The following is a 21980-nucleotide window of genomic DNA, read 5'->3' on the forward strand; positions in this document are numbered from 1 at the left end:
TGGCTGTCAAAAGCCTTATCTACTCCGTATTCCACCGCAACTTTTTTTGTGAGGTGGGCTAGAGACGCTGCATGCGGGACCCGACACCCATGTGCGTCTGAATCATCTTGGGGTGAGAGGGGTCTGCCTCGATCTTCTTGCGCAGGGTGCGCATGAACACGCGCAGGCTCGCCAGATCGCTGTCCCAGCTCGTGCCCCATATCTCGTGGGTGATGAAAGTGTGGGTGAGCACCTTGTCGACGTTTTTCGCCAGAAGGACGAGCAATTTGTACTCAGTTGGGGTGAGCGAGAGCTCGCGTCCGTCTTTTGTCGCGTATCCCGCGGCGTAGTCGATATGCAGCGGACCGTTGTCAAACGTGCTCGCTTCTGTCGACTCGCTCGACGCCATCGAGGAGCGCCTCAAATTCGCACGGACGCGCGCGAGCAACTCATCCACAGAAAAGGGCTTGGTGAGGTAGTCGTCTGCCCCTGCGTCAAGTGCTGCAATCTTGTCGGAATCTTCGGTGCGCGCCGAAATGACGATAATGGGGACTGCCGACCAGCTTCGGATCTTCGTGATGACCTCGATACCGTCAATGTCGGGAAGGCCGAGGTCGAGCATGATGAGGCTGGGGCCGTGCGACACCGCATCCATGATGGCGGCCTGGCCGTTGCAAACCTTGCTCACGACATAGCCGTGGAGGTCAAGCGCGGTCGAAACGAGGTTTTGAACGGTCAGGTCATCTTCTACCAGGAGGATGCGTGGCTTAGCGGCATTATTCATGAATCTCGATCTCCTCGGCGGGCAGGGTAAAACGGAAGACGGCCCCATGGGGGTGGTTGTCGCGAACTTCGATGACGCCGCCATGCGCCTCCACGATGGAGCGGCAGAGCGACAGCCCAAGGCCGATGCTTCGACGCGAATCCACGGGCCGCGTATTGCTTGAGGTGAAGAAGCGCTCAAAGATATGAGGTTTGTCGCAGTCTGCCACACCCGGCCCATCGTCTGCGACGTCCACCACGACGAACGCACCCTCGCGACGTGCGCTGATGGTGACAGTCGAGTCCTCGGGCGTGTATTTGAAGGCGTTCATGATGAGATTCGTAAGCACCTGCATGATGAGATGGACGTCGATGCGTACCAGCAGGATGTCGTCAGTGTGCTCGATGGTGACGGCACGTCCATGCGATGCTTGGGCGACATGGCTGAGGGCGGCCTCGATGACCTCGTCGATGAGCTCGGATGTTAAGTTGAGGCGAATGGTGCCGTCCTCGACGCGTGTGATGGCGAGGAGGTTTTCCACGGTATCGATAAGCCAGAGGGAGTCGTCGTAGATGGCATCGGCAAGATCGCAGCGTTGTTCGAGGCTGAGCTTCTCGTCGCTCTTCCGAAGGATTGCCGCAGATCCGGATATAGCCGTGAGGGGTGTCCTCAAATCGTGGCCGATGGAGCGCAAAAGGTTGGCGCGCAGCTGCTCGTTTTTCGCCAAGACCGCAGCCTCTTCGCGCTCTTGCGCCGCCCGGTCGCTTTCGAGCGCCAAGGCGCATTCACCTACGATAGATAGGACGATCGAATGCTCGAAGGCTTCGATCTCGCGCCCCTCCAGGGCGATGCCGATGACACCGAATACCTTGTCGCCGGTGCGAACCGCGAGGTAGAGACAGCGCGCCTCAGGCAGGGTCCGCGTGCTTGCGCCCGCGCGCTTGTTGTTGGTGTAGGTCCAGGTTGCAACGGCGCGCTCGTAGTCGGTGAGCAGCGACGCGGATCGGTTTTCGGTGCCAGCGGACTCATAGAGCGCTTTGCCGAGCGTGCCGTGTTCGGCGGTGTAGAAGACCACGTCGAGTTTTAGCAGTTTGATGAGTTGGTTCATGGCGACGCGGGCGCACTCCTCCGCGCTATGGGCTTGCTGCAAGAGCTGGTTCGTTTCGAGGAGTACGCGCGTTTTGAATGCGTTCTCAGCGGAGGTACGGGCGTTGTCGGCGATGAGCGCAGTTAACTCGCCGGCGACCATAGCGGTAGCGAACATGATGCCGAACGTGACCAGATAGCTTCGGTCGTAGCTGGCGAGCGAAAACAGAGGCGTGACGAAGCAGAAGTTGTAAAGCACTACAGAGAGCACGCTCGATACGATCGTGCAGATACGCCCCGTCGTGGTGACGGCGGTCAGCAGGGCCGTGAGGATATAGAGGGATATGATGCTGGAATCGGCAAATCCCAGATGGCGGAAAGCCGTGCCGATCGCCGTGGCGACAAGAGAGAGGGCCAGCGTGCGAAGCACGTTTCGGCTGCTGGGCGGCTGCAGGGCGAGCGTACGGCGGCGTCCTTTGGGCCGGGAGGGCGGAGTCGACTGGTCTGGAATGATGTAAATGTCGAGGTTCGGGGCGAATGTTATGAGCTGTTCTACGAGAGATTTGCGGCCAAAGAGGGCCTGACGGACGCTGCTGCGCTCGCCCGTGCGCCCCATGACGATCTTCGAAATACCCGACAGGCGCGCGAACTCGGAGATCTGAAACGCGATGTCGTCGCCATAGACGGTTTCCATATGTGCTCCGAGCTGCTCGGCTAGGGCGATATTGGCTGCAAGCTTGGTGCGCTCATTATCGCTCATGGCTTGCGTGTGCGGGCTCTCTACGAACAGGGCGACGAGCTCGCTGCGAAACGCTTTCGCCATGCGCGCGGCGGCACGGACGATGCGGGGATTGGTCGGCGCCGGGGAGACACAGACTAAGATACGCTCCCTGGTGTAGTAGTCACGGTTTCCCAGCACGCGTGCGGCGTCTGTGAGGTGGCCGGTGCGATCGGCGCAGCGGCGCAGCGCGATTTCTCGGAGTGCGGTGAGGTTCTCGACGGTAAAAAAATGCTGTTGCGCTCGGGCGGCTTGCGCGGGACGGTAGACGAGGCCGGCGCGAAGGCGCTCAAGTAGGTCTTCGGGCTCTATGTCGACGAGCTCGACCTGGTCGGCATCATCGAAGATACGGTCGGGGATTCGTTCGCTCACGACAACGCCGGTGATGGATGCAACCATGTCGTTTAGGCTCTCGATATGCTGAACGTTCACGGTCGTATAGACGTCGATGCCCGCATGTAGAAGTTCCTCGACGTCTCGATAGCGTTTGTCGTGGCGAGACCCCGGCGCATTCGTATGGGCGAGCTCGTCGACAAGGATGAGCTGAGGGGCGCGTTCGATAGCCGCATCTAGATCGAACTCGCTGAGCGCAATGCCGTTGTGCTCGATGAGTTTACAGGGCACGTTCTCAAGCCCTTGTGCAAGATGGGCAGTTGCCGGACGTTCGTGCGGCTCAATGTACCCCGCGACGACGTCAACACCTCGCCGCTTGGCGGCGTGGGCGGCTTGAAGCATCGCATAGGTTTTGCCTGCGCCGGCAGCGTAGCCAAAGAAAATCTTGAGGTGTCCCCGGCTGGTTCGAGCGTCATCGGCGACCTCGTCTTTCTCAATTGCCTTGAGGATGAGGTCTGGATTGACGCGAGTGTCCGATGCGTCGCGCTGCATAGCGTAGCCTTTCTGAAGCGTTGTCCATGCGTGCATACGCGGTGAGGACGCCACTGTATGCTCGCGAGGTCGAGTATAGGCGCACTGCAGCCGCAATAGTGCTTTCTACCTGCATCTTTACGGCATCTTAAGGACGTGGGCCCCGGCCCTCACGCCTCTTTAATCCCTAGAAGCGTTTACTGTCCCCAGACGCTTGCGAGAGCAGGCGTCCGAGACATCGGACCGCGCGTGAAAGGGGCGGTAAATGGACATCCTCAGTCCCATCATCGGAGTCGTCTGCATTGGACTCTTTATCTATTACATCTACATTCTGATGAGGAGTGATTCGTAAACTATGGATGCTGCGATTCAGTACATCTTGTACTTTGCCGTGCTCGTCGTCTTGGCCGTTCCGCTCGGTCGGTTCATGGTCCATATCATGGATGGTGAGCATACGTTCCTGTCGCCTGTGTTTGCTCCTGTGGAGCGTGGCGTCTATCGTCTGCTTCGCATCGACGCGGCAGAGCAGATGGGGTGTAGGCGCTATCTGGCGAGCGTGCTGGTCTTTTCGGGGATCGGCCTCGTGGCTCTTGTGGCACTCCAGGTGCTTCAGTCTTTCTTGCCAGGCAATCCCCAGCACCTGCCGGGTGTGTCATGGGACCTGTCGTTCAATACTGCTGCTTCCTTCATAACCAACACCAACTGGCAATCCTATTCCGGTGAGACCACCCTGTCCTACTTTGTGCAGTTCATGGGCCTCACCGTGCAAAACTTCTTGTCCGCCGGCACCGGTATTGCGGTCATGTTCGCGCTCATCCGCGGTTTCCGTCAGGTCAAGGAGCAGGGTCTGGGTTCCTTCTGGGTCGACCTCACCCGCACCGTCCTGTATGTGCTCATCCCGCTGAACCTCGTGTTCGGCATCTGCCTGGCTGCCGGTGGCGTTATCTCCAATTTTCAGCCGGCTCAGAAGGCTGAGCTCGTAGAGCCCGTTGCTGTCCAGCCTAATGCAGACGGCGGTTGGAGCGTCATCGACGGCGCCCAGATCGAGGGCGACACGGTCAAGGTCGACGGCAAGGTCGTCGAGGGCGCCCGCGTGGTCACCGAGCAGTTTTTGCCCCAGGGTCCTGCGGCCAGCCAGGTTGCCATCAAACAATCCGGCACCAACGGCGGCGGCTTCTTTGGCGCGAACTCTGCGCATCCGTATGAGAACCCCAATGCCTTCACCAACATCATCGAGATGACCAGCTTGCTGCTGATTCCGGTCGCCTGCTGCTTCACCTTCGGCATCGGTGTCAAGAATGCCAGGCAGGGCAAGGCCATCTTCGCGGCGATGTTTATCCTGCTCGTGGTCTTTACCGGCATCATCGCCGTTAACGAGCATATGGGTACGCCGCAGCTGGCAGATGGCGGCGCGGTCAACATCGAGATGACCGATGGCCAGGCGGGCGGCAACATGGAGGGCAAGGAGAGCCGCTTTGGCATCGCCTCCTCTTCTACCTGGTCCGCTTTCACGACGGCTGCTTCCAACGGCTCGGTCAACTCCATGCACGACTCCTACACCCCGCTCGGCGGGTTTGTCCAGATGCTCCAGATAGCGCTGGGCGAGGTGGTGTTCGGCGGCGTGGGCTGCGGCCTGTACGGCATGATCGGCTTCGCCATCCTCACGGTATTTATCGCCGGCCTTATGGTCGGCCGCACGCCCGAGTTCCTGGGCAAGAAGATCGAGCCGACCGAGATGCGCTGGGCAGTTGTCCTGTGCTTGGCAACTCCGTTTGCCATTCTGGTGTGCTCGGCCATCGCCTGCATGGTGCCCGGTCTTGCCGACCAGCTCAACAATGGTGGCGCGCACGGCTTCTCCGAGGCGCTGTATGCCTTCACCTCATGCGGCGGCAACAACGGCTCGGCGTTTGCAGGCATGAACTGCAACATTCCCTGGATCAACGTCATGCTCGGCCTCGAGATGCTGTTCGCCCGCTTCATGCCTATCATCGGTACGCTGGCTATCGCCGGCTCGCTGGCCAAGAAGGGCAAGGTCGCCGAGAGCGCCGGTACCCTGTCTACCACTAATGGCATGTTCGTATTCCTGCTCGTGTTCATCGTTCTGCTGATCGGTGCCCTGAGCTTCTTCCCGGCCCTGGCGCTTGGCCCCGTTGCCGAGTTCTTCCAGATGATTGCGTAAAGGAGGGCGCAGATTTATGACTATGCAAAAAGACATGATGGGCCGCGCGGTCCGCGACTCGTTTGCCAAGCTGGATCCTCGCGTCCAGATTCAAAACCCGGTCATGTTCCTGGTGTGGCTTTCCGCCGTCATGACCTCCGTCCTGGCCGTCGCTTCCATTTTCGGTGTGCAGGACGCGGGTGTGCCCACCTACTATGTGGTCGCCATCGCGGTCATCCTGTGGCTTACCGACCTGTTCTCGAACTTCGCCGAGGCGCTTGCCGAGGGCCGCGGTAAAGCCCAGGCCGATTCCCTGCGTGCGGCCAAGAAGGATGTCGAGGCCCATCGCATCGAGTCCGTTGAGGACAAGGAGCACTTCACCGTCGTTCCCGGCATCGAGCTCACGCGCGGCGACCTGGTGATCGTACGCGCCGGCGAGCAGATTCCCGGCGACGGCGACGTCATCGAGGGCGCTGCTTCCGTTGACGAGTCCGCCATCACCGGCGAGTCCGCCCCCGTGGTCCGCGAGGCCGGCGGCGACCGCTCTGCCGTTACCGGCGGTACCACGGTGCTGTCCGACTGGATCATCGTCAAGATCTCCAGTGAGCCCGGCCAGAGCTTCCTGGACAAGATGATCGCGATGGTCGAGGGTGCCGCGCGCAAGAAGACCCCTAACGAGATCGCTCTGGAGATCTTCCTGGTGGCCCTCTCCATCGTCTTTATCCTGGTCACGCTGGCCCTGTATTGTTACTCCTGCTTCTCGGTCGGTCTTAACGACATGGACAACCCCACGGCCGTGACCACGCTCGTGGCGCTGCTCGTGTGCCTGGCTCCTACTACCATCGGCGCCCTTCTTTCCGCCATCGGCATCGCCGGCATGAGCCGTCTGAACGAGGCCAACGTGCTGGCCATGTCCGGCCGCGCCATCGAGGCCGCCGGCGACGTCGACATCCTCATGCTCGACAAGACCGGCACCATCACCCTGGGTAACCGCCAAGCCGCCGAGTTCATCCCGGTCGACGGCATCGATCCCGCGGAGCTGGCCGATGCCGCCCAGCTTTCCTCGCTGGCCGACGAGACCCCCGAAGGCCGTTCCATCGTCGTGCTCGCCAAGGAGCGGTTCGGTCTGCGCGGCCGCACACTCGAGGATAAGGGTATGGAGTTCATCCCCTTCACCGCGGCGACCCGCATGTCCGGTGTGAACTACGAGGGCAATGAGATCCGCAAGGGCGCTGCCGATTCCGTGCGCACCTATGTGGAGGCAGCCGGCGGCGTGTTCTCCCAGGAGTGCGACGAGGCCGTCGAGCGCATCGCCAAGGCCGGCGGCACCCCGCTGGTCGTGACCAAGAACTGCCGCGTGCTGGGCGTTGTGTACCTCAAGGACATCATCAAGTCCGGCGTGAAGGAGAAGTTCGCCGACCTGCGCCGCATGGGTATCAAGACCATCATGGTGACGGGTGATAATCCGCTGACGGCCGCCGCCATCGCAGCCGAGGCGGGCGTGGACGACTTCCTGGCCGAGGCCACCCCCGAGGGCAAGCTCGAGAAGATCCGCGCGTTCCAGCATGAGGGCCATCTGGTCGCGATGACCGGCGACGGCACCAACGACGCGCCGGCGCTGGCGCAGGCGGATGTCGCCGTGGCCATGAACACGGGAACCCAGGCTGCCAAGGAGGCCGGCAACATGGTCGACCTCGACTCCAGCCCCACCAAGCTCATCGATATCGTGCGTATCGGCAAGCAACTGCTCATGACCCGCGGCTCGCTCACGACCTTCTCGGTCGCCAACGACGTCGCCAAGTATTTCGCCATTATCCCGGCGCTATTCTCGCCGATCTACCCCGGGTTGGACGCCCTCAACATCCTGGGGCTCACCAGCCCGTTGACTGCCGTGCTGTCCGCCATTATCTACAACGCGCTGGTCATCGTCGCGCTGATTCCTGCCGCCCTGAAAGGCGTGAAGTACCGCGAGCTTTCGTCCGGCCAGCTGCTGACCCACAACCTGCTGGTGTGGGGTCTGGGCGGTATCGTGGCGCCGTTCGTATTCATCAAGATTATCGACATGCTGCTGGCCTTGTTCGGCATTGGCATGATGTAGACGGAGGTTTGTATGTTCAAAGGTATCGCATCGCGCGCATTTGGCGTGTTCGCGCTGTTTACCATCGTCTGCGGCCTGGGATACACGCTCGTGGTGACCGGCGTCGCGCAGCTTGCGTTTCCGTACCAGGCGAACGGATCGCTTATTACGGTCGACGGCAAGGTTGTGGGTTCCGAGCTCATCGGCCAGAACTTCGATGATGAAGCCCACATGTGGGGTCGTATCCAGAACGTGTCAATTGTCGAAGGCGAAGACGGCGAACTCATGGCGTATGGTGCCCCGTCCAACCTGTCCCCGGCGAGTGAGGAGTATCGGCAGCTGATAGATGCGCGCGTGAAGAAGATTCGCGCCGCCAATCCCGATGCCGATATGGACGCTGTGCCCGTCGACCTGGTGACGTGTTCGGGGTCCGGCCTCGACCCGGAGATCTCTCCGGATGCCGCCGAGTACCAGGTCCCGCGCCTTGCCAAAGCCACGGGCAAAAGTGAGGACGAGGTGCACGACATCATCGCCGCGTGCACCAAGGGTCGTTTCCTCGGCGTGTTCGGCGAGCCCACGGTCAACGTGCTCAAGGTGAACCTTATGCTGGACGGCGTGCTGTAGGTGAAGGAGCGGCGGATGAGGGCATGACTGACTATCTGAGCCCTCAATTCCACCCCGCCCATCAGTTGCGGTGAAATACGGACTGTCTTGGCTGTCAAAGGCCTTATCTACTCCGTATTCCACCGCAACTTTTTGTGGGTCGATACGTAGGCAGGGGAGTTCGTGCGGTCGGGTACCGTGCGGTTTCTGGTACGATAGATAAGTCAGCAACTGCCGCCGAGCGGCTCAAATGAAAGGAACCCTGTATGGAGTCCTCCGCCTATCCGATGCTCTTTAGCCCAATCAAGGTCGGTACAACCGAGGTCAAGAACCGCGTCTTTATGCCGCCGGTATCTACCAACCTGGCCGATCATGGCTATGTGACCGATGACTTGGTCGATCATTACCGTGCCCGCGCCAAGGGCGGCGTGGGCCTCATCATCACCGAGGTCGTGACGGTCGAGCCCACCTATACCTATCTGCCGGGTGACATGTGCTGCTACGACGACACGTTTATCCCCGGCTGGGAAAAGCTCGCCGCGGCCGTCCACGAGTACGGCTGCAAGATTATGCCGCAGCTCTTCCACCCCGCCTACATGGCCTTTAACATTCCGGGCACGCCTCGCCTGATCGCTCCGTCCTTTGTGGGCCCGTCTTACGCCCGCGAGGCACCGCGCCCCATCACGGTCGACGAGATTCACGAGCTCACGCATCAGTTTGGCGACGCTGCCGTGCGTATGCAGAAGGCCGGTGTCGATGGCGTCGAGGTCCATGCGGCGCACGCCCACGGCATGCTCGGCGGTTTCTTGACCCCGCTCTATAACAAGCGTACCGATGAGTACGGCGGCTCGCTCGACGCCCGCATGCGCTTTTTGCTCGAGGTCATCGCCGAGATTCGCGAGCGCTGCGGCAAGGACTTTATCATCGACGTCCGTATCTCGGGCGATGAGTACACCGATGGCGGCCTGACCCTCAACGACATGATCTACGTCTCGCGTCGCCTGGAGAAGGCCGGTGTCGACATGATTCATGTGTCGGGCGGTACTACCATCAAGCGCGGCTCCGCAATTCCCGCCGCCGGTACGCAGCAGGCCTCGCATGCCGCCTGCTCGCGCGAGATCAAAAAGCACGTCAACATTCCCGTTGCCACCGTCGGACGCATTAACGAGGCCTGGATCGCCGAGGAGCTGATCGAGGACGGTGCCGCCGACATCTGCATGATGGGCCGCGCCAATCTGTGTGATGCCGAGTTCTGCAACAAGGCCGCTGCCGGCAACGCCGACGATATTCGCCCCTGCATTGGCTGCCTGCGCTGCCTGAACGGCATTATGTTTGGCAAGCGCATCTCCTGCACCGTCAATCCCGATGTTGAGCGCGACGAGGCCGGCTACGAGCCTGCCGCCGAGGCTAAGAACGTGCTGGTTGTGGGCGCTGGTCCTGCGGGCATGGAGGCAGCCTACATTGCTGCCAAGCGCGGCCACAACGTAGTGCTCGTGGATAAGCAGGACGAGCCGGGTGGCGAGATGCGCATCGCGGCCGTTCCGCCGGCAAAGCAGGAACTCACCCGCGTGATCAAGTATCAGTACCGTCGCCTGGCCGAGGTCGGCGTGAAGTGCGTATTTGGCACCGAGCTTACTGCCGAGGACATTCAGCGTGACTACGCCGGCTACGAGGTCGTCCTGGCCTATGGCGCCGAGCCCATCGCCCCGGCCTTCATGCAGGGATTTAAGCAGGTCATGACGGCTGACGACCTGTTGGGCGGCAAGGCTTTCCCGGGCAAGAAGATTGTCATCGTGGGCGGCGGCACCGTCGGTTGCGAGACGGCCGACTACCTGGCCCCGTTGGTCAACGATCTGTCGCCGGCCAATCGCGACGTCACCGTCATCGAGATGACCAAGACGCTCGCCGCCAACGAGGGCGGCGCCGGTCGCGCGGTGCTCATCACGCGCATGCTCTCCAAGGGCGTTCACGTGCTGACCGAGGCCAAGGTGACCGAGATTACCGAGGATGCCATCAGCTACGAGAAGGACGGCGAGGTCCACATCATCGCCGATGCCGATACGCTGGTGCTTGCCATGGGCTATCGTCCCAACACCAAGCTGGCCGACGACCTGGCGGCAGCCGGCGTCACCACCCACGTGCTGGGCGATGCCAGCAAGTGCGGCAACATCCGCGACGCCATCGGCGATGGCTACAAGGTTGCCTGCGAGCTCTAGTCAACCCCTTGGCGCATGTGAGGCCTATCCCTGCGGCGTCAGTCGGTAGATAGCAAAAAGCGGCGGTCGTCCCGTACGTGGGACGACCGCCGCTTGCGTTAGCTGCAATGAGCCGTGCGATTAGAGGCCCAGGATCTCCTTGACCTTGGCGATGATGGCCTCGTCGGTTGCGTTGGCAAAGAAGTACTCCTGGAAGTGCTCGCCGGCAAGTGCGCCCTTCACCAGGTCCTGATCGATCTCGCCCAGGACGTCGACGAGCGGACGCATGGTCACAGCGCGCACGCCGTCGAGGATCTTCTTGTTGCGCTGCTCGGGCTCAACGCGCTCGGCAGGATAGCCGTTGCCCGAACCAAAGCCAAAGAGCTTCTCGAAGGTGTACTCGAGGTTGAGCTCCTGGCCCCAGCCGTTCTTGAGGGCGAAGGGCATGGCAACGGCGTTGCCATCGTTGACCTGGGCAAAGGTGTAGGCGTCGAGCGGGTCGGCAACGTGGCCGCACAGCACGCCGGGGAAGGAGTTACAGGCGAGCATGGCGCCCTCGCCGGTGCCGCAGCCGGTCACGACGTAGTCGGCAGCACCGGAGTTCAGCAGCACGGCGGCAAGGATGCCGTTCTGCACGTAGGTGAGGGGCTTGGAGTCGGCGTCGGCATACATACCATAGTTAAAGACGGTGTGCCCCATGGGCTCGACAACCTTCTTAAGGGCAGCCTCGATCATGGGGTTCTTGGAGTTCTGAGAGTTCTCATTGATCAGAGCGATTTTCATTGCGAATTACCTTTCTATTTCTAACTTGCGGTGAAATACGGACTGTTTTGCCTGATAGAAGCCAAAACCAATCCTTATCTCACCGCAACTCAAATGAAAAACGAGTGGATGAAACCTGATATGGGCAGTTGCGGCGACGCTTATTGAGGCTGCTTTCCAATGTATGCGAGGATTCCACCGTCGACATAGAGGATGTGGCCGTTGACGAAGTTCGACGCGTCGGAAGCCAAGAACACGGCGGGGCCCTTCAGATCCTCGGGCGTGCCCCAACGGGCGGCCGGCGTCTTGGCAATGATGAACTGGTCAAACGGGTGGCGGCTGCCGTCGGGCTGCGTCTCGCGCAGCGGTGCGGTCTGCGGCGTGGCGATGTAGCCGGGTCCAATGCCGTTGCACTGGATATTGGCCTCGCCAAACTCCGAGCAGATGTTCTTGGTGAGCATCTTGAGTCCGCCCTTGGCCGCGGCATAGCCGGCGATGGTCTCGCGGCCCAGCTCGCTCATCATCGAGCAGATGTTGATGATCTTGCCGTGGCCCTTGGCGATCATGCCGGGCAGGCAGGCCTTTGACACGATAAACGGTGCGTTGAGGTCGATATCGACGACGCGGCGGAAGTCCTCGGCGCTCATGTCGAGCATCGGGGTACGCTGGATGACGCCGGCGTTGTTGACCAGGATGTCGGGCGTGGTGCCAAAGTCGGCCTCGATCTTGGCGATGAGCTCGGCGACGACAGTCTCGTCGGTGACGTCTGCCACGTAACCATGAGCCTCAAAGCCCAGCTCGCGGTAGTGCTTCTCGGCCTCGGCTACCTTGTCGGCGTGACGTGCGTTAAAGGCGATCTTGGCGCCAGCCTCTCCGAGCGCCTCGGCGATAGCCATGCCAATGCCATAGGTGGCGCCGGTTACCAGTGCGACCTTGCCGTCCAGACGGAAGCTGTCCATAAGATCAGACATAGCGATCCTTTCAAAAGAAACGTTCATCTATATAAGTCTTGCTTTTCATACAAGGTCAGTATAGGAGAAGAGGAGGATTTAAAAATCAGATTCTCCTAAAATCAGGTGAACGTTCACTTTTAAAAGGTAAACGGTGATCTCGCCCTTGCCGCGCGGACGTTTATTCGCTCTGTTCCTGCGTGCCCTCTGCGATCATGTTGCGGTTGTACACCAGATGCAAATACATCGCATCGTGCGCTGCGGTGGGATTGCGCGCGGCGATGGCGTCGGCCACGCCACGGTGGGTGCGGATGGTCTCCTCAACCAGCTTTTTGCCGGTCACGTCAATAAACAGGGGGACAGACGCCTTGAGCACGCCCATTAGGCGGGGAACGACGAGGTTTCCGGAGCTTTCGGCAATGGCATTGTGGAACGCGGTGTCGGCGGCGGAGTAATCCTCACCGGCCTCGGCCAGGCGCTCGGATTCGTCGCAGAGCTCTTTGATACAGACGACCTGGTCGTTAGTTGCGTGCTCTGCGGCCATGCTGGCCATCTGCGGCTCGATCATAAAGCGCACCTCGAGTAGGTCGCGCGCCAGACGCTGCTTGTCGTCGATAAAGGTAAAGCCCAGCGGGTCGTCGGCAACGCCGGGGTTTGACGCCACATAGGTGCCCGAACCCTGCTTAATGCGCACGATATTGCGCGACTGCAGCAGCTTCATGGCCTCGCGCACCGTGCTCCTGCCGGCGCCCAGGCGCTCGACGAGCACGGCCTCCTTGGGCAGGCGATCGCCTTGTTCAAGATGCTCATCCAGGATCAGTTGAATGATTTTCTCTGAAATCTGCTCGGGGAGTCCCGAATCGGCTCGTGCCACGCTTCACCTCATATCAAAAGAATTCATCAGAGCTATTCTAGCTCATTTAACAGAAGCCGCGGTGGTTCGCTCCGACAATGGAGAACTGTAAGTGGCCGTTTACCGTCAAAAACAGATCGTTCAGCAAATACATCAGATGTATTTCGAAAAAGTTTCCCTTTTAAACATCAGACCTATTGAAAACGCGCTATAGTCTAAGCCGAATTCAAAAGGTCTGATGAATTGGAGGAAAGATGTCAGACCCAACGTTTATGGCCGACCCCACCAGGCTGGTCATCGCCGCCATCGTGGGCATCGCGCTGCTGCTTGCGCTCATCATTAAGTTCAAGCTGCATCCTGTGCTTTCGATGATGGTCTCGGCGCTCGCGATCGGCATCGGCGCCGGTATGCCGCTCGACCTGGTGGCGGACACTGTCACCAAGGGCGTGGGAACCACGCTGCAAAACATCGCCCTGCTCATTGGCCTCGGCTCGATGTTTGGCCAGATTCTTGAGGAGAGCGGCGGCGCCAAGAAGATCGCCCAGACCTTCATCGATACCTTTGGGCAGGGTCATTCCAGCTGGGCGCTGGGCATTACCGGTCTGGTTATCGGCACTACGGTGTTCTTTGAGGCCGGCGTGGTCGTTTTGATCCCACTTGCGTTTAGCGTGGCATCACAGACCAAAAAGTCGACGCTCTACTACGGCATCGCGCTGCTCGCGGGACTGGCCGCTGGCTATGCGTTTGTGCCGCCTTCGGCCGGTTCGGTTTTGGTCGCCGGCACGCTCGGTGTCGACCTGGGCACCATGATTCTCGTCGGTATCCCTACCGCCTTCATCGCCATGGCGATCGCCGGCGTCATCTGGGGCCGCAACGTGGGCGGTCGCATCTTTACCGATGTTCCGGAGCACTTTACCTCTGCCGAGGGCGCGAGCGACGAAAAGGAGCTTCCCTCCTTTGGCATGGTGCTTGCCATCGTGCTCACGCCGCTTTGTCTGATTTTGCTGGGCACGCTGTCTTCTTATATCCCCATGCCCGCCGAGCGCGCCTCGATTCTCGCCTTCCTGGGCAAGCCGTTCGTCGCTTTGACGCTCGCCACGCTCGTCGTGATGTATCTGCTGGGCGCGCGCCGCGGCTACTCCGGCGCCGAGCTCAAGGCCTTGCTCGACCGCTCTCTTAAGCCCGTCGGCATGATCTTGCTGGTTATCGCTTGCGGCGGCGTCATTCGCTGGATGCTGCAGGACTGCGGCTTGGGCCAGGTTATTGGCCCTATGCTCGAGGCTTCACCGCTGCCTTTGGTGGTTGTTGCCTTTTTGATTGCCGTCATGGTGCGTGCCTCTGTCGGCAGCTCCATCGTCGCTATGACTATGGCATCGGGCATTATGGCCGCCATGCCCGCGGTTGCCGGTGCTTCGGTGCTCATGCGTGCCGCTATCTGTCTTGCTGTCTGCGGCGGTGCCACGGCCCTCTCGCACGTCAACGATGCCGGTTTTTGGATGTGCTCCTCGTTCCTGGAGATTGACGAGAAGACCACCCTCAAGTCCTGGACCGTTATGGAGACGCTCATCGGCCTTTCGGGTCTTGCCTGCGCCCTGGTGATTTCGTTCTTCGCCTAGTTCGCGTAGCTAAGCATCTTTTGCCGAGTGCATCGCTCGGTACCCATTTACACCTGATTCATTAACCAACGATTGATACAACCGTTCAAATCAAAAGAGGAGAGCATCATGGACGAGAAGACCAAGGTACAGATTCAGCAGGAGGCAGCCGACCTGGTTGCCAAGCTGCAGCCGCGTTCCGGCAAGTTTCGCACCATCAGCCCCGAGATGGACCCGCTGCGTCTGGGGTCTGGCTGGACCATTGAGGATCTGGACAAGCCGCAGGTCATTATCGAGTCGACGTTTGGCGACTCGCACCCGGGTTCTGCCGGCCTGTTTGATCTGGTCGAGGAGGTCCGTGCTGGCGTTGCCGAGGCTGGCGGTCACGGTGCTCGTTACTTCTGCACCGATATCTGCGACGGCGAGGCCCAGGGACACGACGGCATTAACTACTCGCTGCCCAGCCGCGACATGATCGCCAACATGATCGAGATCCATGCCAAGGTCACCCCGTTCGACGCCGGTGTCTTTGTCGCCAGCTGCGATAAGGGCCTGCCTGCGAACCTCATGGCCATGGGCCGCATCAACATCCCCTCCATCGTCGTTACCGGCGGCGTCATGGATGCCGGTCCCGATCTGCTGACCTTGGAGCAGCTCGGCGCGATTTCTGCCCGCTACGAGCGCGGCGAGATCTCCCGCGAGGAGCTTGAGTTTGCCAAGCACAACGCATGCCCCAGCTGCGGCGCCTGCTCCTTTATGGGTACCGCCTCGACCATGCAGGTTACCGCCGAGGCCCTGGGCCTTATGCTCCCCGGCACGGCCCTGCTGCCCGCCACCAGCTCCGACCTGCGTGAGTTTGCGCGCGAGGCCGGCCGTCAGTCCGTGTGGCTCTCCGAGCACAACCTGTGCCCTCGCGACATCGTAACCAAGGAATCCTTCGAGAACCTCATCATGGTCCACGGCGCAATTTCGGGCTCCACCAACTCGCTGCTGCACATCCCCGCGATCGCCCGCGAGTTCGGAATCGAGATGTCCGCCGACGACTTCGATCGCCTGCATCGTGGCGCCCACTACCTGCTCAACGTCCGTCCCGCAGGTGAGTGGCCGGCGCAGTTCTTCTACTATGCGGGCGGCGTGCCGCGTATCATGGAGGAGATCAAGTCGATGCTCCACCTCGATGTCATGACCGTCACCGGCAAGACCCTCGGCGAGAACCTCGAGGACCTCAAGAACAACGGCTACTACGAGAAGTGCGGCCGCTACTTGGAGAAGTGGAACCTCAAGCGCGAGGACATCATTCGCCCATTTGACCAGGCTTTTGGTACCGACGGCTCCATCGCCATCCTCCACGGCAACCTTGCCCCCGAGGGCGCCGTCGTCAAGCACACGGTTGTTCCGCGCGAGATGTTCCAGGCCACGCTTAAGGCACGTCCGTTCGACTGCGAGGAGGACGCCATTCACGCCGTCCTGACGCACGAGGTCAAGCCCGGCGACGCCGTCATCATTCGTTATGAGGGCCCCAAGGGCTCCGGCATGCCCGAGATGTTCTACACCACCGAGGCTATCGCCAGCGACCCCGAGCTGGGCGCGAGCATTGCCCTGATCACTGACGGCCGCTTCTCCGGCGCCTCCAAGGGCCCGGCTATCGGTCACGTTTCGCCCGAGGCTGCCGTGGGCGGTCCGATTGCCCTGATTGAGGAGGGCGACCTTATCCGGATCAACATCCCCGAGCGCTCGCTGTCTATCGTGGGCATCGCCGGTAAGGAGATGGAGCCGGCCGAGGTCGACGCCGTCCTGGCCGAGCGCCGAGCCGCTTGGAAGCCCAAGGCCAATCGCTATACCTCCGGCACGCTCAAGTTCTTTACCGAGCATGCAGTTTCTGCCATTCAGGGTGGCTACATGGAGTAGCGCCCATGCGCATCAAATATCTCCTCTCATAGATGTGCGGCACAAAGAGCCCCGAGCCACGTCACCGGGGCGCGTTGTTCAGCGCCGCCGGGGCGCTCCACTCAAACGACAAGAGACGTCTTACGCAAGCGCCCGCGTCCGTGGATAAAACCACGGGCGTGGGCGCTTCACTTTATTCCCAGCCGCTTTATTCCCAGCCCTTCCACACGTCAGGCTCGTAGCCAACGGTTGCCTGGCGGCCGTTGCGAACGATGGACTCACGAAGAATCTGCTGGTTATCGAGCACCTTTTCGAACTTCTGGTCGGCAGCAAGATACTGTACGAGCGCAACCGTGTCGGCATCTTTCGCCTTTGGATCGATCACAGCGTCGATCCCGCCGACGGCGCGCGCCACGCTTTCGAGCTCGCCTTTGCTCATCCCCTTTTCCTTCAAGTCGATGAACTGGAACTTCACACGACGTTCCTTGAAATAGCGCTGCGCCTTCTTAGTATCGAAGCTTTTCTTCGTGCCGAATATCTGGATGTTCATACGTACCGCCTTCGCTCAATTCTCGTCCGTCCATGATACGACAAGGGAGCCGAGCAAAAACAGAGCAGGCGGAGATGGAGGAGGACGGCGACCGACCGTCGGCAAGAGTCGGCCGGATCGGACTGGCGCCCAGCGCGCGCCGGCGACACGCTCGCAGCTGCACACATAGCCGATGTACAAGCTCGCCGCGGCGTTCCCTCGCCCCGCGGTGTGGCGATAGAGAAGCACGCCACCCGTCAACGATGGCGCCTCGGTGAAGAAAATCAACGTCTGGGTTACATCCCTTGAAAGGGGCGAAGACGGCTGCTAGAATACCTCCCCGCTATGAAGGATTTGACCAAAGCATACATCGCAATTCGGCGGCCCCTGGTATACGGGGCCTCTCCTGTTGTTCCCCAAGTGCGCTCTGAGCAGCCGCTTTCTTCCTGTCGTATCTGATGCACGCATAGCACGTGCATGTTATTTCGCCCGTGGGCCGGCGCGCCTTCGGCGAAGAATCGAATAGATACGAAGGAAGCTTATGTCTGATAATTGTACGGTCACGCCCGCCAATGGGCGCATTACCGGTACCCAGATCCGCATCGTCGCGGTCGTCGTCCTGGGTGCCTTCTTGGCGCTACTGAACCAAACGGTGATGTCGCCTGCGCTGCCGGTCATCATGTCCGATTTCGCCATCGATGCCTCGACTGCCCAGTGGATCATGTCCATATACCCGCTGGTGAGCGGCATCATGGTCCCCGTTTCGGCGTTCCTTATCGACAAGTTCAGCACCCGCGCGCTATTCTTCGGGGCGACGCTGGTGTTCGCGCTGGGCACGCTGCTGTGCGCCGCAGCCCCTGATTTCCTGTTCCTCATCATCGGTCGCGTGTTGCAAGCGGCGGGCTCAGGCGTGCTCATGCCGCTTGTCTCGGTGGTTCCCATGCTGGTGTTCCCCGTCGAGAAACGAGGAACGGCTATGGGTATGGCGGGCATCGTCATGTCGGCGGGTCCCGCGGTCGGCCCCGTCGTAGGCGGTGCGGTGATCGACACGTACGGCTGGCGCACCATGATCGGCGCCATCGTCCCCCTCGCAATTCTCGTGCTGGTGCTGGGCGTGTTCATGCTGAAAAACGTGGGCGAGCTGAAGAACCCCAAGCTCGACCTGCCCTCGGTCGTCCTCTCCACCATCGCCTTCGGCGGACTTCTCTACGGGTTCTCGAGCGCCTCGTCGATGGGTTGGGGCAACCCCGTGGTGCTCGGCTCGATTGTCGCGGGTGTCGTGTGCTTGGTGCTGTTCGTCGTACGCCAGGGCAAAATCGAGGACCCGCTGCTTCAACTGGGCACGCTCAAGACGCGCGAGTTCCGCGTGGCCGCCATCATCGTCACGCTCATCAACGCCGCATGCCTGGTCACCAACACGCTGTTGCCGTTGCTGCTGCAAACCTCGCTTGGCGCTTCGGCCTTCGAAACCGGCATGGCCATGCTTCCCGCCGCGGCGGTGGGCATCATCATCAGCCCTATCTCCGGCGTGGTGTTCGACAAGTTCGGTCCGCGTGCCATCTCGATCGTCGGCCTGGCCCTCATGACCGGCGCCCTGTTCCTGCTCTCGCTTTCGACGGTAAACACGCCCATCTTGGTGGTTGCGCTGTTCTGCATGTTGCAGTCCGCCGGCCAGTCGCTCGCGAACATGCCGGTGAACACATGGGGTGTCAATGCCTTGAAAAATGACATGATCGCCCACGGCAACGCCATCGCGAACACCGGCCGCCAGGTCGCCGGCGGTTTGTGCACGGCGCTCATCATCACGGTCATGACAAGCGTCACCGCGTCGGCCGGCGTCGATGCGAGCATCCAAGTAGCCACCGCCGTGGGCGCGGGCGTCGCTTACAAGGTGTGCGCGGCAATCGGCCTCGTTTCCCTTATCTGCGCCATATTCAGCGTGCGCACCAAGAAAACCGCACTGAAAACGAAGGAGGCATAAGCGATGTCCGAGATTCTGTCCGAGCGCATCCCGCTCGAGCTCGAGGGGACGCCCGTTTCGAGCATCATGATTGAAGAGCCGTTCACCTGCACGCAGGATTGCACGATTTCCGACGTGGTGCGCATGCTCGCCGAAAACGAGGTGAGCAGCATGCCCGTAATCGATGAGCGCAACCAGGTGGTCGGGTTCATCTCCGACGGCGATGTCATGGGAGCCATCGCGCAGCATCGCGCTCACACCATCTTCACGGGCGGCGACGCGTCCATGCTGTACTTCGACGATCAGAGCCTTGAGCAGCGCATCGAAGACCTGAAGGATCGCTGCGTCATGGATTTCGCGACGCGCCAGGTAGTGTGTGCCCGTCCCGAGCAGAGCATCGCCCGCGTCGCCGCGCTGCTGGCGAAGAAGAAGTTCAAGAAGCTTCCTGTGGTTGATGACGAGGGCAAACTCGTGGGGGTCATCCGCCGCTCCGCCATCACCAAATACATCTTCGGCATCCTTTTCCAATAGGGGCAGGTCGCACTTGAGGCGAACATCTCGAGGCATCGAGCCAGCAACTGGACCAGACAACCTTGACACGCACGCGCTTTCCCTCGATGCTTCGGTAAGGGGAGCTGCGAAAATCGCAGCACGGGTGATCGGCGCCGCGCCCCCGAAGGCAAAAGCGAACACGGGAGCGATACGATGGGAAAAGTCCTGGACGAAGATTTGGTTTATGAGATTCTCTCCGTCGTGGCAGAGATTCCGGCGGGATGCGTCGCCTCGTACGGTCAGATAGCGCGCCTCATCGGCAGGGAGAAAAACTCTCGCCTGGTCGGAGCGGTGCTGAGCGAGGCGGATCGCTACGGAGATTATCCCTGCCACCGCGTCGTCAACCACGCGGGACGCCTCGCGCCAAACTTCCCCGACCAGCGAGCACTACTGACGGAGGAAGGAGTCGCCTTCCGAGACAACGGCTGCGTCGACATGAAAAAGCACCAGTGGAACGAGTAGCCAGGCAGCGTAGCGTCGAAAGGAGCGACGCCACGGGGAACGACCTGCGCCCCGCCGCCGGACAACCTATGGCAAAGTGACACGTCCCACAAAGAGCGGCGCACCAGTACGAGACACGACCGCGACGTAAAAAGACCCTATGATACTCGTAAGCATCTATCTGATTGCCCGCCTCGAGGTACCCAAAGAACGAGAGATGCCGAAACCCCTAGACAAAGAAAAAGGTCGGGAGCTTTTATGCTTCCGACCTGAAGTTTCATGGTCGCGGGGGGGCGGATTTGAACCACCGACCTTCGGGTTATGAGGTCGCTACGACGTTGTTTCATTCAGACATTTCGACCCAAATTGAAGTCAATATAACTCCAGGTCATTTGATGTTTTCATAGATTTACGAAAGAAAAGTACGCGGAATAATTCGACCCAAATTCGACCCACAACGAGCTTGAAAGCGGTCAGGCGGAGCATTACCCTTGGGGTGTGACCCCACGCAGGGCCCACCACCAAGGGTAATGCCCACCCGCCCCAGCCCTTTGCGCCATTCCGCGCAACCGAGCGCGATTCTCAGGCACTTCAGTCAAGGAACACGATGAACGACCGACCTCTCGTCATAGGCAAAGGAACGAAGCAACGCCGCGACAAATACACGTGGCGCTACCGTCACAGCCTCGGCAAGGATCCGGTCACGGGCAAATACCGCTATTCGCCGTGGCAGACCATACATACCACCAAAAGCCGAGAGGTCGACGCCGCACTCGAAGCCTACAAGGCAGAACTCAACAGCGGCACCTACGTCCAAAAATCGAGGGACACCGTCGGCTCGTACGCAAAAAAGTTCCACGACAACCGCGAAGGAACCATCACGCCGCTCGCCTACTCGACATCCTACTCAATCGAGAACCGGACGCACACATCACATGCGTGATGCTCATGCTCGACACCGACATGAGAAGGGCAGAAGCCCTCGGGATGACGTGGTCCGATGTCTCCGTCGAGAACAGAAGCATCCTCATTGAGCAGCAGTTCGCGGCCGATCGAAGCGTTCGCTCGCCCAAAAGCAAGAAAAGCGTGCGGAGGATCTCGATAAGCGAGACGCTGACGTCGTATCTCGAATTCTGGAAAAAGGAGCAGGCCCGCGAAATGGAAGCCTTCGGCCTGGAACAAGTCAAAGGCACTCCGCTCGTCCACTCATTCGAACGAACGAAAGACAGGCATCCCCAAGTCAACTTCATGGACCTGAATGGGTTTTCGCGCTGGTTCAGAAACTTCAGCGTCGAGAACGGGTTCGGCAAGTTCGAAGGCGTTCGAACATACCATTATGTGAAGGAAACTGTCGACGGGGAAACGATTTCGAAGCGTTATGAGCATAAAGAGTGGCTCGAATTGAGGGATTACCTCAGGAAGCATCCCAAGGTTCGCGAGGCGAGGCATATCAGCACATATGAGAGCGAGCACCTTCCTTACGGATATTCGGGCCTATCGAGCCACACCGCTACTGCCGCTACTGCCCGCTACTGCCCGCCAGCTTCCGAACCAGCGGGCGGTAGCAGCACCCCGAACATCTCGCCGACAGCGCAGAGAGTCGTCGACCTGGCGGCCAAGGCCGACATCGAGGACGTGATGCTGTGCGACCTGCCCGGCGTCCTGTCCTTCCTAGGGCTGCCACCTGAGACGGAGATGCCGCCGGGCAACAAGGGGAAGACGAAGCTCAAGAAGCTCTACAGGAAGGTGGCGCCGAACAAGGCATACCACTCCGGCGAGCGCGCCAAGGATTTGATCTCGCACCTCGACATGGCAGAGATCTGGAGTGGGAAGGATAAACTGGACTTTCTTTTAAGGATCCTCAAGCGTATTGCCGCTCGTATTCCACTGGAGACATGTAGCCCAGGGTGGAATGCATGCGCACCCTATTGTAATAGAGCTCTATGTA

At 60.3% G+C, this 21980-nt stretch carries 17 protein-coding genes; 11 read left to right on the forward strand and 6 right to left on the reverse strand.

Features of this window, described 5'->3' with window-relative positions:
• Positions 1-58 precede the first annotated feature (58 nt).
• Positions 59-763 carry a response regulator transcription factor gene (locus AAAX35_RS09055; protein WP_349117392.1) on the reverse strand — a complete coding sequence of 235 codons (705 nt, stop codon included), beginning with the start codon at positions 761-763 and terminating at the stop codon, positions 59-61.
• On the reverse strand, positions 756-3491 hold the full coding sequence (locus AAAX35_RS09060) for a sensor histidine kinase KdpD (RefSeq protein WP_349117393.1): 2736 nt from the start codon (positions 3489-3491) through the stop codon (positions 756-758). The genes AAAX35_RS09055 and AAAX35_RS09060 overlap by 8 nt, the downstream gene beginning before the upstream one ends.
• A gap of 334 nt (positions 3492-3825) precedes the next feature.
• Between AAAX35_RS09060 and kdpA the strand changes: the two genes are divergently transcribed.
• The 4 genes from kdpA (at position 3826) to AAAX35_RS09080 (ending at position 10524) form a co-directional block, all read left to right on the forward strand.
• Entirely contained in the window at positions 3826-5649 is a 1824-nt protein-coding gene (kdpA, locus tag AAAX35_RS09065) for a potassium-transporting ATPase subunit KdpA (RefSeq protein ID WP_349117394.1), read from the forward strand.
• Between the two features lie 16 nt (positions 5650-5665).
• Positions 5666-7726, forward strand: coding sequence for a potassium-transporting ATPase subunit KdpB (gene kdpB / locus AAAX35_RS09070; protein ID WP_349117395.1), 2061 nt, complete (start codon positions 5666-5668; stop codon positions 7724-7726).
• Between the two features lie 12 nt (positions 7727-7738).
• On the forward strand, positions 7739-8329 hold the full coding sequence (gene kdpC / locus AAAX35_RS09075; protein WP_349117396.1) for a potassium-transporting ATPase subunit KdpC: 591 nt from the start codon (positions 7739-7741) through the stop codon (positions 8327-8329).
• Positions 8330-8574: 245 nt separating this feature from the next.
• On the forward strand, positions 8575-10524 hold the full coding sequence (locus AAAX35_RS09080) for an NAD(P)/FAD-dependent oxidoreductase (RefSeq protein ID WP_349117397.1): 1950 nt from the start codon (positions 8575-8577) through the stop codon (positions 10522-10524).
• Between the two features lie 120 nt (positions 10525-10644).
• On the opposite strand, the gene AAAX35_RS09085 is transcribed toward AAAX35_RS09080, so the two are convergent.
• The 3 genes from AAAX35_RS09085 to AAAX35_RS09095 all read right to left on the reverse strand — a co-directional run bounded on the left by AAAX35_RS09085 (position 10645) and on the right by AAAX35_RS09095 (position 13089).
• Complete coding sequence (locus AAAX35_RS09085) at positions 10645-11286, reverse strand: RpiB/LacA/LacB family sugar-phosphate isomerase (RefSeq protein WP_055309683.1); 642 nt, start codon at positions 11284-11286, stop codon at positions 10645-10647.
• Between the two features lie 140 nt (positions 11287-11426).
• Entirely contained in the window at positions 11427-12236 is an 810-nt protein-coding gene (locus tag AAAX35_RS09090) for a gluconate 5-dehydrogenase (protein WP_347492197.1), read from the reverse strand.
• A gap of 160 nt (positions 12237-12396) precedes the next feature.
• Positions 12397-13089, reverse strand: coding sequence for a FadR/GntR family transcriptional regulator (locus tag AAAX35_RS09095; protein WP_349105520.1), 693 nt, complete (start codon positions 13087-13089; stop codon positions 12397-12399).
• A 233-nt stretch (positions 13090-13322) separates the two neighbouring features.
• On the opposite strand from AAAX35_RS09095, the gene AAAX35_RS09100 reads away from it, so the two are divergent.
• Positions 13323-14684, forward strand: a complete 1362-nt coding sequence (locus AAAX35_RS09100; RefSeq protein ID WP_349117398.1) for a gluconate:H+ symporter — start codon at positions 13323-13325, stop codon at positions 14682-14684.
• Between the two features lie 108 nt (positions 14685-14792).
• Entirely contained in the window at positions 14793-16571 is a 1779-nt protein-coding gene (gene ilvD, locus AAAX35_RS09105; protein ID WP_349117399.1) for a dihydroxy-acid dehydratase, read from the forward strand.
• A 187-nt stretch (positions 16572-16758) separates the two neighbouring features.
• On the opposite strand, the gene AAAX35_RS09110 is transcribed toward ilvD, so the two are convergent.
• Complete coding sequence (locus AAAX35_RS09110) at positions 16759-17100, reverse strand: ArsC family transcriptional regulator (protein WP_349117400.1); 342 nt, start codon at positions 17098-17100, stop codon at positions 16759-16761.
• A 520-nt stretch (positions 17101-17620) separates the two neighbouring features.
• Between AAAX35_RS09110 and AAAX35_RS09115 the strand changes: the two genes are divergently transcribed.
• From AAAX35_RS09115 to AAAX35_RS09135, 5 genes are all read left to right on the forward strand, one after another.
• A complete protein-coding gene (locus AAAX35_RS09115; RefSeq protein WP_349117401.1) occupies positions 17621-19060 on the forward strand; it encodes an MDR family MFS transporter in 1440 nt (479 codons plus the stop codon).
• A gap of 3 nt (positions 19061-19063) precedes the next feature.
• A complete protein-coding gene (locus AAAX35_RS09120) occupies positions 19064-19570 on the forward strand; it encodes a CBS domain-containing protein (protein ID WP_006234745.1) in 507 nt (168 codons plus the stop codon).
• 174 nt (positions 19571-19744) lie between these two features.
• Positions 19745-20053: an MGMT family protein gene (locus AAAX35_RS09125; protein ID WP_006234744.1), complete on the forward strand. Its 309-nt coding sequence runs from the start codon at positions 19745-19747 to the stop codon at positions 20051-20053.
• 586 nt (positions 20054-20639) lie between these two features.
• The gene (locus AAAX35_RS09130; protein WP_349117402.1) at positions 20640-20975 is read left to right on the forward strand and encodes a hypothetical protein; all 336 of its coding nucleotides are present in this window, start codon (positions 20640-20642) and stop codon (positions 20973-20975) included.
• Between the two features lie 5 nt (positions 20976-20980).
• On the forward strand, positions 20981-21980 hold a 1000-nt coding region (locus AAAX35_RS09135; protein ID WP_349117403.1), incomplete at its 3' end, for a hypothetical protein.

The sequence above is a fragment of the Collinsella sp. CLA-ER-H11 genome (assembly GCF_040092445.1).
In the GTDB taxonomy this organism is placed as follows: Bacteria; Actinomycetota; Coriobacteriia; order Coriobacteriales; family Coriobacteriaceae; genus Collinsella.